The organism is Streptomyces sp. ISL-99 (assembly GCF_018614005.1).
GTDB classification, from domain to species: Bacteria; Actinomycetota; Actinomycetes; order Streptomycetales; family Streptomycetaceae; genus Streptomyces; species Streptomyces flavidovirens.
Window position 1 is genome coordinate 44,085 of sequence record NZ_JAGGPC010000041.1, and the last position, 12,398, is coordinate 56,482.

A 12,398-nucleotide genomic window follows, 5' to 3' on the forward strand; every position below is an offset into this window, starting at 1 on the left:
GACGTAGGTCCCGATCCGGGCCTTTGCCTCAAGGGTGACGGACAGCACTAAGCGGGCTCTTGCGCCCATCACCCATCCTCATGCCAAAATAGGACAAGGAGTCCGGCGAGGGCTCCTTCCGTCCATGTAAGGGCGGAATGGCTCGGTATTGCGCACTATGGGGGGTCTGGTGGCTCCTGATCGCTCTGTGACTGATCGTCACTGTGACGTGACTGTCCGCTATGGCATGGTCCATCGGCTTCGTCGCTGATGAACACCTGGGAGGGCAATTCCATCGGTTTGGCCGACGTGGCTGGACGGATGGTGTAGTTGTAGTGCCGAGGACAAGCCGTTCGTCCTATAACCGACTCGGCCCGCGTCCACCATTTCGGGCAACGCGGGTCAAGGTGCAGAATTTAGAGGAAAGAACCGTGATGGTTCGGTTCTCCCGAGGAGGCCGCTCATGACCGCTCGCACCCCTGACGCCGAGCCGCTGCTGACCCCGGCTGAGGTTGCCACGATGTTCCGCGTGGACCCGAAGACGGTTACGCGCTGGGCCAAGGCAGGCAAGCTCACGTCCATCCGCACGCTTGGTGGACACCGGCGTTACCGCGAGGCTGAGGTCCGCGCACTGCTTGCGGGCATTCCGCAGCAGCGCAGCGAGGCCTGAACAACCGCATAACCCCGCTTTACCGGGCATTCCTCCGGGTCCCCCAACCCGGACGCCCACCTGAGCACCACACGACAGGCGTCTGCCCCAACAGGCGCCACATCCATGCAAGACGGGTGCGTCGTCGATCGCGCTGGACTCCGCCGGGTCCAGCGCGATCTTTTTTATGCCCGCGAAGAGGGCGCGGAGACCGCTCTGACCTGCGGTCCGCCGGCTTCCGGGGAGGCTTCGGGAGGCCCCTCCGGAAGGGTGCAATTGCACATATTAAATTGGCTGGTTGTAGGGAGGGCGTAAGCGCACTGGTTTCCAAAACTCATGCGGTGACACCCGTCACAGGGCTCAACTCTTGTTAAATCCGGGCCCACCAGCGATAGGGGCCTCACGGCGCCGGGGGGTTCTTGACCTCGACGTCCTCGACGCTGGCGGCGGCCTCACCGACCGCGCCGGACTCGTCGGCCGCGGTGTCCTCCGCGGTCCTCGCCGGCTTGACCGGCTTCACCGGCTCCGGCTCCATGGCGAGCCGCAGGAGCCGATGGCAGATGGGGCAGTGTCTCGTGACGTGGCGATAGCCCGTCGAGGCCGCCAGATGGGCACGTAGCAGTGCACGCGTCTCGTGCCTGGCCGTTGATGCCGCCATGCGTCACCTCCCCGGTGCGGGCCCCCCGATGCCCTGATGCCTGGGTACCGGTGGCAGATGACGCAGTCAAGACACAAGAAGGCCCGAATCCTTACGGATCCGGGCCTTCTGTTACTTCGTATCGTGCGGTCCTGACGGGATTTGAACCCGCGGCCTCCACCTTGACAGGGTGGCGAGCACTCCAAACTGCTCCACAGGACCTTGATTCGCTTCGCCGTACTGCGTGGCGCTGCGAAGACAGACTGTACAGCAGGTCAGGGGGTGCGGGCGAACTCACTCAAGGCGACGGAGGAGTTACGGCGCCGCGGCGTCGATCGCCTTGACGATCCGCTTGTCGGAGACGGGCTGGGGCGTCCCCAGGGCGTGCGCGAAGTAGCTCACCCGCAGCTCCTCGATCATCCAGCGGATGTCCAGAACCCCCTGCGGCACGGGCCTGCCCTTCGGCAGCTGCTCCAGCAGCCAGGCGTACTCGTCCTGCATCTCGTGGACCTTCTCCATGCGCGTGGTGTCGCGCTGGACGGCCGTCGGCATCTGCTGGAGCCTGCGGTCGACCGCGACCAGATAGCGCATGAGATCGGGCAGCCGGCGCAGCCCCGTCTTCGTGACGAACCCGGCCGGCACCAGGGCCGCCAGCTGGTCGCGTACGTCGGCGACGTTGTTGACCAGGGTCAGGCTGTTGGTGGCCTTCAGGCGGCGCTCACAGGCCTGCCAGGCGGCCAGGATCTGCTGGACCTGGTTCACCGTGCGTACGGTCGCGTCCACGAGGTCGGCGCGGACCTTGTCGTACAGCTTCCGGAACGATTCCTCGTCCCAGGCCGGGCCGCCGTGGTCCGCGATCAGTTTGTCGGCGGCAGCGGTGGCGCAGTCGTCGAAGAGCGCCTGGATCGAGCCGTGCGGATTGCGGGAAAGGGCCAGTTTCTGCTGATTGCTGAGCTTGTCCGAGGCGAACTTCGCCGGATTCACCGGGATGTTGAGCAGGATGAGCCGACGCGTGCCGCGCCACATCGCCTGCTGCTGCTCCGCCTCGGTGTCGAAGAGCCGTACGGCGACGCTCTCGCCCTGGTCGACGAGGGAGGGGTAGGCCCGGACAGGCTGTCCGGCTCTCCTCGTCTCGAAGACGCGGCTGAGTGTGCCGATGGTCCAGTCCGTGAGGCCCGTACGTTCGACCGACTCGCCCGTCGGGCCCGCGGTGGCGGCGGCGGCCTTGGAGAGTGCCTGGCGGGCCTTGGGGCGCAGCTTCAGCCGCAGGGCCTCCAGGTCCTTGTCCTCGGCGAGGTTCTTGCGACGCTCGTCGACGATCCGGAACGTGATCTTCAAGTGATCGGGGACGCGGGAGAGATCGAAGTCGTCGGCCTCGACCGGGACGCCGACCATCCGCTTCAGCTCGCGCGCGAGCGTGAGAGGCAGCGGCTCCTGCAGCGGCGCCGCCCGCTCCAGGAACTTGCGGGCGTAGTCCGGCGCCGGGACGTAATGCCGGCGGATCGGCTTGGGGAGGGAGCGGATCAGCTCGGTGACCACTTCTTCCCGCAGACCGGGGATCTGCCAGTCGAAGCCCTCGGAAGTGACCTGGTTGAGGACCTGGAGGGGGATGTGGACGGTCACGCCGTCCGCGTCCGCGCCGGGCTCGAACTGGTAAGTCACCCGGAACTTGAGCTTCCCCTGTCGCCAGGAGTCCGGGTAGTCGTCCTTCGTGACTGCCCCGGCCTTCTCGTTGATGAGCATCTCGCGCTCGAAATCGAGAAGTTCGGGCTCTTCGCGCTTTTTGTGCTTCCACCACGAGTCGAAGTGCGCGCCGGAAACGACATGTTCGGGGATGCGCCGGTCGTAGAAGTCGAAGAGCGTCTCGTCGTCCACGAGGATGTCGCGGCGGCGGGCGCGGTGCTCCAGTTCCTCGACCTCGGTGAGGAGCTTGCGGTTGTCGGCGTAGAACTTGTGGTGCGTACGCCAGTCGCCCTCGACCAGTGCGTTGCGAATGAAAAGATCGCGGCTGGTCTCCGGATCGATCCGGCCGTAGTTGACCTTGCGCTGGGCGACGATCGGGACGCCGTACAGCGTGACCCTCTCGTACGCCATGACGGCCGCCTGGTCCTTCTCCCAGTGCGGCTCGCTGTACGTGCGCTTGAGGAGGTGCTGGGCGAGCGGTTCGATCCACTCGGGCTCGATCTTCGCGTTGACCCGTGCCCACAGGCGTGACGTTTCGACCAGCTCGGCGGACATGATGAAGCGGGGCTGCTTCTTGAAGAGCGCCGAGCCGGGGAAGATCGCGAACTTGGCGCTGCGGGCGCCGAGGTACTCGTTCTTCTCGGTGTCCTTCAGGCCGATGTGGGAGAGGAGTCCGGCGAGCAGCGACTGGTGCACGGACAGCTCGGGCGCGTCGTCCTCGTTGACATGTATGCCCATCTGCTTGGCGACGGACCTGAGCTGGGTGTAGATGTCCTGCCATTCGCGAATGCGCAGGAAGTTGAGGTACTCCGACTTGCACATCCGGCGGAAGCTGGAGGAGCCGCGCTCCTTCTGCTGCTCGCGGACGTACCGCCAGAGGTTGAGGAACGCGAGGAAGTCGGACGTCTCGTCCTTGAAACGGGCGTGCTGCTGGTCCGCCTGCTGCTGCTTGTCCGACGGGCGCTCGCGCGGGTCCTGGATGGAGAGTGCGGAGGCGATCACCATGACTTCGCGCACGCAACCGTTGCGGTCGGCTTCGAGGACCATGCGGGCGAGGCGCGGGTCGACGGGCAGCTGGGCGAGCTTGCGCCCCTGCTCGGTGAGCCGCTTCTTCGGGTCCTTCTCCGCCGGGTCCAGCGCGCCGAGCTCCTGGAGGAGCTGGACGCCGTCGCGGATGTTGCGGTGGTCCGGCGGGTCGATGAACGGGAACTTCTCGATGTCGCCGAGGCCGGCGGCGGTCATCTGGAGGATGACGGAGGCGAGGTTCGTCCGCAGGATCTCGGCGTCGGTGAACTCGGGCCGGGTGAGGAAGTCGTCCTCGGCGTACAGCCGGATGCAGATGCCGTCGGACGTACGGCCGCAACGGCCCTTGCGCTGGTTGGCGCTGGCCTGGCTGATCCGCTCGATCGGCAGGCGCTGGACCTTGGTGCGGTGGCTGTAGCGCGAGATGCGGGCGGTGCCCGGGTCGATCACGTACTTGATGCCGGGGACGGTGAGCGAGGTCTCCGCGACGTTGGTGGCGAGGACGATCCGCCGGCCGGTGTGGCGCTGGAAGACGCGGTGCTGCTCGGCGTGCGAGAGGCGGGCGTAGAGGGGGAGGACCTCGGTGTGCCGCAGGTTCTTCTTGTTGAGCGCGTCGGCGGTGTCGCGGATCTCGCGCTCGCCGGAGAGGAAGACGAGGATGTCGCCGGGCCCCTCGGCCTGGAGCTCGTCGACGGCGTCGGCGATCGCGGTGATCTGGTCGCGGTCGGAGTCGTCGCTGTCCTCTTCGAGGAGCGGGCGGTACCGGACCTCGACGGGGTACGTACGGCCGCTGACCTCGACGATGGGCGCGTCGCCGAAGTGACGGGAGAAGCGCTCGGGGTCGATGGTCGCGGAGGTGATGACGACCTTGAGGTCCGGGCGCTTGGGCAGAAGCTGGGCGAGGTAGCCGAGGAGGAAGTCGATGTTGAGCGACCGCTCGTGGGCCTCGTCGATGATGATCGTGTCGTACGCGCGCAGCTCGCGGTCCGTCTGGATCTCGGCGAGCAGGATGCCGTCCGTCATGAGCTTGACGAAGGTCGCCTCCGGATTGACCTGATCCGTGAACCGGACCTTCCAGCCGACCGCCTCGCCGAGCGGGGTGTTCAGCTCGTCCGCGATGCGTTCGGCGACAGTGCGGGCAGCGAGGCGGCGGGGCTGGGTGTGGCCGATCATGCCCTTCACGCCACGGCCGAGCTCCATGCAGATCTTGGGGATCTGCGTCGTCTTGCCGGAGCCGGTCTCGCCCGCGACGATCACGACCTGGTGGTCGCGTATCGCCTCGGCGATGTCGTCCTTGCGCTGGCTGACCGGCAGCGACTCCGGATACGTGATCTCCGGCATCCGGGCAGCACGCTGCGCCAGACGGGCGGCGGACTTCTCCGCCTCGTCGGCGATTTCGTCCAGTACGGCCTGGCGGGCCTCGGGCTTGCGGATGCGACGGGCGCCGTCGAGACGGCGGCCGAGCCGGTGGGCGTCGCGGAGCGGCAGCCCCCCGAGCACGGTCTGGAGGTCGGCGAAGGAAGTAGACATACCTGATTCAGGATCTCACCCGCCGGTCGCGACTGGCGAACCCATTTCGGCGGGGGTGGGGCATGGGGTCGGGGGCGCGGGCGGGAGAGGGGAGCGGGGCGCTCGGGGCGGGGCGCTCCGGGGCGGCGCCGCCGGAGCCTTTACGCTTTACCGGACGTCGTCCCGGACAGGAGATCCAGCCCCCATGCCCCAGGCCAGCCGCCAGAGCCGCAGCGCGGTGACCGCGGCGACTGCGGCGCCCGGGGAGATGGTGAGCGTGCTGCTGGGGACGTTGCTCGCGGTGGCGGTGCTGCTGCTGTGTACGGACACGGCGGGCGGGCGCGTGTCGGCCGCCGAAGCTCCGGCCGCCGAAGCTCCGGTCGCTGAAGCCTCGGTCGCCGAAGCTCCGGTCGCGACGGTGATGGCCGCGGCCACGGCGCCTGCTTCCGACGAGCCCGGCTGCCGTGAGAGCCACCGGGACGGCATGGCGAACACGCCCGCGGCTCCGCCGCGCGGTGGGGCGGCGTACGAGCTGATGCCGGCCCTCCACGAAGCCAGGGCCGGGGCGGCCTCCTGGGGCGCCGACGCCTTGGCTCCGCATCCCTCACCGGAACACCGGCCACCGCCGCTGGATCCCCCGACGCCGATAGACCTCTCGATCCTGCGCGTCTAGGCGCCGCCCGGCGGGGCTTCTTTCCCCACCCCGCCCCTTCCCGAACCGTGGGCGAGCCCCCGGACCCCCGGACACCCTCCGGGCGTGTCCTCAAACGCCGGACGGGCTGGATAGGCCCACCCAGGACTTGATCCGCCGACCGGCCTCGGCTTTGCCGGGCGGGCCGGCTGGCCCGGTTCCGTCCCGCCGGCAGATTCCGGCTTGCCGGCACGGTTCAGTTTTCTGCGCGGGCTTGAGTTGCCCGGCGGGGATTGCCTTCAGGCAAGACCGGCCACCTTGCCCGGCCGGGCCCGGCCTGCCGGCCGTGCGCCGCCCGGCCGGTAAGGCTTGCCGGTGCCGGTGCCGGTGGCAGTGGCAGTGGCAGTGGCGGGACCGGTGTCGGTGGGCTCGGTCGGGCCTCATCGCCTCGGCTGGAGCCTTTCCGTGCGGCGGCGATGGTCCGCCGCCTCCTCAGCTCGTCCGGCGTTCGAGGACCGGGGCGGGGCCGAGCCCCGTTCGGGAAGGGGCGGGGTGGGGAATGGCCCCGCCCGGCTTCCGGCTTCCGGCTCCCGGCTCCCGGCTCTCCGCGCCGCCAGCCACCCGCGCCCGCCCCCTCACCTCCACCTCCCGCATCCCACCTCCCTCCCGCATCCCGTTCAGGAGCACCGAAACACCCATGAGCTCTTCCTCCTCACCCAAGAACTCCGCCCGCCGCGGCATCGCCATCGGCGCGGCCGTCGCCGCCGCAGCCGTCCTGCTCGGCGTCGTCTCGTACACCGCCACCAAGCCCGGCGAGACCCGCACCACCGTCTCCGCCGACGCGCCCGCCGCCGAGGTCTCCGCCGATCCGCAGGCCGGTGTCTACCCGGAGCTCGCGAAGCTCGCCCGGCGCGACCCCGAGGACTCGCTCGCGCAGGGCCGGGCCGACGCGCCCGTCGTGCTCATCGAGTACGCCGACTTCAAGTGCGGCTACTGCGGAAAGTTCGCCCGCGACACGGAGCCCGCCCTCGTGAAGAAGTACGTCGACGACGGCACCCTGCGCATCGAATGGCGCAACTTCCCGATCTTCGGCAAGGAGTCCGAAGCGGCGGCCCGCGCGGCCTGGGCGGCCGGGCAGCAGGGCCGCTTCTGGCAGTTCCACGCGGCCGCCTACGCCGACGGTGCCAAGGAGAAGGGGTTCGGGGACGCCCGGCTCAAGGCGCTGGCCGAGGAGGCGGGGGTCGAGGACATCGCCCGCTTCAGCCGGGACACGGGCAGCGAAGCCGCCGCGAAGGCCGTGAAGAAGGACCAGGAGGAGGCGTACCAGCTGGGTGCCACCTCCACGCCGTCCTTCCTCGTCAACGGCAGGCCGATCGCCGGCGCCCAGCCCGCCGAAACCTTCACCACGGCCATCGAAGCGGCGGCGAAGACCGCGAAGGCGGGCGAGTGAGCGCCGACATCGGGTATCTCGCGGCCTTCCTCGGCGGGCTCCTCGCCCTGCTCAGTCCCTGCAGCGCCCTGCTTCTCCCCGCCTTCTTCGCGTACTCGATCGACTCGACGTCACGGCTGACGGCCAGGACCGGCATCTTCTACGCCGGCCTCGCCACCACCCTCGTACCGCTGGGCGCGGCCGGTTCGTACGCCGGGCGGCTCTTCTACGGGCACCGCGACCAGCTCGTCCTCGCCGGTGGCTGGCTGATCATCGCGCTCGGCGTGGCGCAGATCCTCGGCATGGGCTTCGCGTCCCGCCGTATCGCCGCTCTGTCGGGTCGGATCAGGCCGACGACGGCGGTCTCCGTGTACGCGCTGGGCGCCGTCTACGGCCTGGCGGGCTTCTGCGCGGGCCCCATCCTCGGCAGCGTCCTGACGGTCGCGGCCGTCAGTGGCAGTCCGGTGTACGGCGGACTGCTGCTGGCCGTCTACGCGTTGGGCATGGCCGTGCCGCTGTTCGTGCTCGCGCTGCTCTGGGAGCGGTTCGAACTGGGGAGACGGCAGTGGCTGCGGGGGCGGGCGTTCAAGGTGGGGCGCTTCGAGCTGCACACGACGTCGCTGCTGTCCGGGCTCTTCTTCGTTGCCCTGGGCGCGCTCTTCCTCGTGCTCGACGGGACTACGGCCCTGCCCGGTCTCCTGGACGTGGACGACTCGTTCGCCGTCGAGCAGTGGGTGAGCGGCCTCGGCGAGTCCGTCCCCGACGCCGTACTGCTCACCGGAGTGGTGGCGGTGGTGGCCGTGGCGCTCGCCCTGCGCGCCCGACGCCGCAAGGCACCCGCGGAGGAGGGATAACGCGAAAGGCCCCGTCCGGTGGACGGGGCCTTCGAGGTGGTGGCTGGGGCCGGGATCGAACCGGCGACCTATCGCTTTTCAGGCGATCGCTCGTACCAACTGAGCTACCCAGCCACTCGGATCTCTCGATCCGCAGCGGTCCTGACGGGATTTGCTGTACCCGATTGCGGCTGCGCCGCGGGCGCGGCCTCCCACCTTGGCAGGGCGGCGAGCGGCCTTTTTTGGGTGGTGGCGGAACGCGAAAGGCCCCGTCCGGTGGACGGGGCCTTCGAGGTGGTGGCTGGGGCCGGGATCGAACCGGCGACCTATCGCTTTTCAGGCGATCGCTCGTACCAACTGAGCTACCCAGCCACTCGGATCTTTCGATCCGCAGCGGTCCTGACGGGATTTGAACCCGCGGCCTCCACCTTGACAGGGTGGCGAGCACTCCAAACTGCTCCACAGGACCAAGCGTGGTGCGAGAACAAGTCTCGCACACGGTTGTGCGTGCCCCCAACGGGATTCGAACCCGTGCTACCGCCTTGAAAGGGCGGCGTCCTGGGCCACTAGACGATGAGGGCTAGAGCCCGCCTGGGCGCTTTGCAGCGCGTCGGGGACGTGAGAAGCATATGGGATGGCGGGACCGTTCGCCAAAACGCTTTACGGGGAGGGTGACGGGGAGGTCGGCGAAGGGGTGGGGGAGGGGGTGGCGGAAGGGGGTGCTCCGGGCCTGTTCTCGGCCGGGAGGTGGCGGCTGACCTCGGCAGTCGTCAGGCCCAGGCCGCCCAGCGTGACCTCGTCCCAGGCCTGCAGCCGCTTGGTCGTACGGTCCAGATAGAGCACCGACGTACGCACCTTCTCCGGCTCGTCGTTCTGCAGCGCGCGCAGACCGCCGCCGCCCGTCGAACCCTCGATCTTGAGGCGGGTGCCATGCTTGAGCACCTCCGTCTTGCGGTTGTGGACGTGCCCCGCCAGGACCAGCGGAACCGTGCCGTCCGTCTCGCGCGCCGCCACCGGGTTGTGCGCCACCGCGATGTCGACGGGCGTGCCGGCCCGCTTCTGGTCGCGCAGGGCCGAGGCGAGGCGGATGCCCGCCATGCGTTCGGCCGGGTCGCCCTGCGCCGCGACGGAGCGGTCCGGGGTGAACTGCGGGTCGCCCGTGCCCGCCACCCGGAGGCCCGCCACCGTCACCGCTTTGCCCTCGTCGAGGACGTGGACGCCCTTGAGCCGTTCGAGGTAGCGCTGGGTGGCGAGCGAATCGTGGTTGCCGCGCACCCAGACGTAAGGGGCACCGAGGTCGGAGATCGGGTCGAGGAAGCCGTTCTCGGCGGCCGTGCCGTGGTCCATCGTGTCGCCGGAGTCGATGATCACGTCGATGTCGTACTGCTCGACCAGCGAGCCGATGATGTGCCACGACGCCGGGTTGAGATGGATGTCCGAGACGTGCAGGACACGCATCGTGGCCGGGTCCGGCTGGTAGGTGGGGAGAGTCGAGGTGGCGTCGTACAGCTTCGTCACATTGGTGACGAGCCGCGCCAGCTCCTTCTGGTAGACGTCGAACTCGCTGACGATGCTGCGCGCGTTGCCGACCACCGAGGGTGCGGAGGAGAGCAGGCCGGAGAACTTCGGCTCCAGGACCGACTTCGGGTTCCAGGTGGCGTACGCGCTGATGCCCGAGGCCGTCAGCAGGGCGAGCGCGAGGCCGCCCGCCGCCAGGGCGCGGCGCGGGCGCCGGTAGACGGCGAGGCCGAGGGCGGTGGCGCCCGACACGACGGCGACGCAGGAGCGTACGGCCAGGTCCGTCGTGCCGTCGGCTACGTCCTGGGTGATCTCTTCCTGGAGGCCGGAGAGGCGTTCGGGGTGCTCGACGAGGGCCTGGGAGCGGACCGGGTCGAGCTGGTCGACGTCCACGTCGAGGCGGACGGGGGCGACGTGTGTGTCGAGTTCGAGGGCGCCCAGCGGGGAGACGTTGATCTTCGTGCCGCCGGCGGCGGACGCGCGGAGCGTCATGGTCGTGTCCATCGGGCCGACCGGCGTACGGACGCTGCCGACGATCAGTAGGCCGAGCCAGGCGCCGCAGAGCACCACCGCGGCGAGGCCGAGGGCCCGCGCGTAGGGATGCGGGGTGTGGGTGAGGGTGCTGGTGGGGGTGGTGGTGCGGGAGCGGTAGTGGCGTTGCAGTCGGGACGGCAGCTGGGTCAGCAGGCGGGCCTTCGTGGCACGAAAAGGGGCGCGGGCCATTGGTCCCCTATGCCCATGGGGGCGGCGGCCCATGCCCGGCGGAACTCACCCCACCCCATCGCACGGAATTACGTGACAATGGCCGGGTGCTGGAGATGACGCGTGAGGAGTTCGAGGAACTGGTCGCCGAGGCGCTGGACAGGATCCCGCCGGAGCTGACGCGACTGATGGACAACGTCGCGGTGTTCGTGGAGGACGAGCCGGCGACGGACGACCCCGACCACGGCCCGGACCTGCTCGGACTGTACGAGGGGACCCCGCTGACGGACCGTGGCGAGTGGTACGCGGGTGTGCTGCCGGACCGGATCACGATCTACCGGGGGCCGACGCTGCGGATGTGCGAGTCCCGCGAGGACGTCGTCGCGGAGACGGAGATCACCGTCGTCCACGAGGTGGCGCACCACTTCGGGATCGACGACGAGCGGCTGCACGCACTGGGGTACGGGTGAGCCGGCTGAGCCACGCGACCGGTTCTGATGGCGTGATCGACCCCGATGTCGATCTCCATGTGCCCGCGCACCGCGCCGAGACCGCCGGGCGCGGCAAGTGGCGGGTGCTCGCGGCGATCTCCGCGGGCGGTGTCCTGGGGGCGCTGGCGAGGTACGGCGCGGTGGTCCTGTGGCCCGGGAGCGTGTGGACGGTCTTCGGCGTCAATGTGGTGGGCTGCGCGCTGATCGGCGTACTGATGGTGCTGGTGAGCGAGCAGGGCCGGGGGCACGCGCTGCTCAGGCCGTTTCTCGGGGTCGGCGTGCTCGGTGGCTTCACGACCTTCTCGACGTACGCCGTCGATGTGGCGCGGCTGCTGGAGCGGGGGGACGCGCTCACCGCGATGGGGTACGCCGCCGGCACGCTCGCGGGGGCGCTGGGTGCGGTGTGGGCCGGCGTGGCGGTGACGCGGGCGGCCGTGGCGCGGGCGGGGGCCGCCTCGTGAACTGGCTGCTGGTGGCGGTGGGGGCGGCCGTCGGGGCGCCGCTGCGGTATCTGACGGACCGTGCGGTGCAGGTGCGGCACGACTCGGTGTTCCCGTGGGGGACGTTCGTGGTCAACGCGGGGGCGAGCCTGTTGCTGGGGGTGCTGACGGGGGCGCTGGTGTCCTCGGGGACGTACGCGCTGCTCGGGACCGGGCTGTGCGGGGCTCTGTCGACGTACTCGACCTTCAGCTACGAGACGCTGCGGCTGGCGGAGCGCGGCTGGAAGTTCCTCGCGGTGGCCAATGTGGGGGCGTCACTGCTGGTGGGGCTCGGCGCGGTCTTTCTCGGGTTCGATGTCGCGCGGGGGCTGGTGGAGTAGCGGTCCGCGGGGGGCGCCTCCTTGCGTGTCTCTTGTGGGCCAAAGGGAGTTGGGCAGTGAAATCCCGCCCGCCGTGCCCCGGAGGTGCCGCCCGTGCGCCAGTTGCTCCCGCCTGCCCGATTTGCTCCTGTCAGATTGGCCGCCGCCGCCCTCGCGGTCGCGGCGTCCGCGGGATGCATGAGCGTGAGCGACGAGGGAGGCAAACCGGCGCCGTCCCGTTCGGCGGCCGGGCAGGGGGCCGCGGCGGCGGAACCCGACGGCGGGCAGGCGCGGACCGGGACGGGAATCGGCCGTACGGGCGGGCGGTCCGAAGCCGGCCGCGACGGCGGCGAGAAGGCGGACGACGGCAAGGCGGTGGATGATCCCTCGGCGAGTCCCGGCGCGTCGCCGGGCGCCTCGGCCGCGCCGTCGAAGAGCGGCCAGGCCCCGCCCCGGCGTGACGGCCCCCGGCCGAAGCCGCGCCCCGGCGTGCCGACGCCGACGCAGGACACGCC

The 12,398-nt window shown here is 69.9% G+C and carries 10 protein-coding genes, 5 tRNA genes and 1 pseudogene; 8 read left to right on the forward strand and 8 right to left on the reverse strand.

What is annotated here, in order from left to right; all coding sequences use genetic code 11:
* Nucleotides 1-442: 442 nt before the first annotated feature.
* On the forward strand, nucleotides 443-649 hold the full coding sequence (gene bldC, locus J7E91_RS24885) for a developmental transcriptional regulator BldC (RefSeq protein WP_003949541.1): 207 nt from the start codon (nucleotides 443-445) through the stop codon (nucleotides 647-649).
* Between the two features lie 379 nt (nucleotides 650-1,028).
* Here bldC and J7E91_RS24890 read toward each other — a convergent pair whose 3' ends face one another.
* The 3 genes from J7E91_RS24890 to hrpA form a co-directional block, all read right to left on the reverse strand.
* Entirely contained in the window at nucleotides 1,029-1,286 is a 258-nt protein-coding gene (locus J7E91_RS24890) for a DUF6274 family protein (RefSeq protein ID WP_214908477.1), read from the reverse strand.
* 126 nt (nucleotides 1,287-1,412) lie between these two features.
* Nucleotides 1,413-1,487: transfer RNA gene (locus tag J7E91_RS24895), tRNA-Asp, on the reverse strand.
* A 93-nt stretch (nucleotides 1,488-1,580) separates the two neighbouring features.
* A complete protein-coding gene (hrpA, locus tag J7E91_RS24900) occupies nucleotides 1,581-5,501 on the reverse strand; it encodes an ATP-dependent RNA helicase HrpA (protein ID WP_214908455.1) in 3,921 nt (1,306 codons plus the stop codon).
* Nucleotides 5,502-5,685: 184 nt separating this feature from the next.
* Here hrpA and J7E91_RS24905 point away from each other — a divergent pair, with 184 nt between their 5' ends.
* The 3 genes from J7E91_RS24905 (at nucleotide 5,686) to J7E91_RS24915 (ending at nucleotide 8,394) form a co-directional block, all read left to right on the forward strand.
* The gene (locus tag J7E91_RS24905) at nucleotides 5,686-6,153 is read left to right on the forward strand and encodes a hypothetical protein (RefSeq protein ID WP_214908456.1); all 468 of its coding nucleotides are present in this window, start codon (nucleotides 5,686-5,688) and stop codon (nucleotides 6,151-6,153) included.
* Between the two features lie 655 nt (nucleotides 6,154-6,808).
* Complete coding sequence (locus tag J7E91_RS24910) at nucleotides 6,809-7,561, forward strand: DsbA family protein (protein ID WP_214908459.1); 753 nt, start codon at nucleotides 6,809-6,811, stop codon at nucleotides 7,559-7,561.
* Nucleotides 7,558-8,394, forward strand: coding sequence for a cytochrome c biogenesis CcdA family protein (locus tag J7E91_RS24915; protein WP_214908461.1), 837 nt, complete (start codon nucleotides 7,558-7,560; stop codon nucleotides 8,392-8,394). The genes J7E91_RS24910 and J7E91_RS24915 overlap by 4 nt, the downstream gene beginning before the upstream one ends.
* A 37-nt stretch (nucleotides 8,395-8,431) precedes the next feature.
* On the opposite strand, the gene J7E91_RS24920 is transcribed toward J7E91_RS24915, so the two are convergent.
* The 5 genes from J7E91_RS24920 to J7E91_RS24940 form a co-directional block, all read right to left on the reverse strand.
* Nucleotides 8,432-8,508 (reverse strand) — tRNA-Phe (locus J7E91_RS24920).
* 160 nt (nucleotides 8,509-8,668) lie between these two features.
* A tRNA-Phe gene (locus tag J7E91_RS24925) sits at nucleotides 8,669-8,745 on the reverse strand.
* 22 nt (nucleotides 8,746-8,767) lie between these two features.
* Nucleotides 8,768-8,842 (reverse strand) — tRNA-Asp (locus J7E91_RS24930).
* A 39-nt stretch (nucleotides 8,843-8,881) separates the two neighbouring features.
* A tRNA-Glu gene (locus J7E91_RS24935) sits at nucleotides 8,882-8,954 on the reverse strand.
* A gap of 79 nt (nucleotides 8,955-9,033) precedes the next feature.
* On the reverse strand, nucleotides 9,034-10,614 hold the full coding sequence (locus tag J7E91_RS24940) for a metallophosphoesterase (protein ID WP_251016209.1): 1,581 nt from the start codon (nucleotides 10,612-10,614) through the stop codon (nucleotides 9,034-9,036).
* An 86-nt stretch (nucleotides 10,615-10,700) separates the two neighbouring features.
* On the opposite strand from J7E91_RS24940, the gene J7E91_RS24945 reads away from it, so the two are divergent.
* The 4 genes and pseudogenes from J7E91_RS24945 to J7E91_RS24960 form a co-directional block, all read left to right on the forward strand.
* Entirely contained in the window at nucleotides 10,701-11,063 is a 363-nt protein-coding gene (locus J7E91_RS24945; RefSeq protein WP_028815096.1) for a metallopeptidase family protein, read from the forward strand.
* A gap of 35 nt (nucleotides 11,064-11,098) precedes the next feature.
* Nucleotides 11,099-11,545 (forward strand): CrcB family protein, encoded by a 447-nt coding sequence (locus tag J7E91_RS24950; RefSeq protein WP_214908475.1) that lies wholly within the window; start codon nucleotides 11,099-11,101, stop codon nucleotides 11,543-11,545.
* On the forward strand, nucleotides 11,542-11,904 hold the full coding sequence (locus J7E91_RS24955; RefSeq protein WP_214908465.1) for a CrcB family protein: 363 nt from the start codon (nucleotides 11,542-11,544) through the stop codon (nucleotides 11,902-11,904). The genes J7E91_RS24950 and J7E91_RS24955 overlap by 4 nt, the downstream gene beginning before the upstream one ends.
* A 183-nt stretch (nucleotides 11,905-12,087) precedes the next feature.
* Nucleotides 12,088-12,398, forward strand: a pseudogene (locus J7E91_RS24960) (hypothetical protein); the annotation flags it as partial.

Coding starts and splice junctions, on each gene's coding strand:
- J7E91_RS24905 (WP_214908456.1), top strand. CDS start 5,686: ATGCCCCAGGCCAGCCGCCAGAGCCGCAGCGCGGTGACCGCGGCGACT.
- J7E91_RS24910 (WP_214908459.1), top strand. CDS start 6,809: ATGAGCTCTTCCTCCTCACCCAAGAACTCCGCCCGCCGCGGCATCGCC.
- J7E91_RS24890 (WP_214908477.1), bottom strand. CDS start 1,286: ATGGCGGCATCAACGGCCAGGCACGAGACGCGTGCACTGCTACGTGCC.
- J7E91_RS24940 (WP_251016209.1), bottom strand. CDS start 10,614: ATGGCCCGCGCCCCTTTTCGTGCCACGAAGGCCCGCCTGCTGACCCAG.
- hrpA (WP_214908455.1), bottom strand. CDS start 5,501: ATGTCTACTTCCTTCGCCGACCTCCAGACCGTGCTCGGGGGGCTGCCG.
- bldC (WP_003949541.1), top strand. CDS start 443: ATGACCGCTCGCACCCCTGACGCCGAGCCGCTGCTGACCCCGGCTGAG.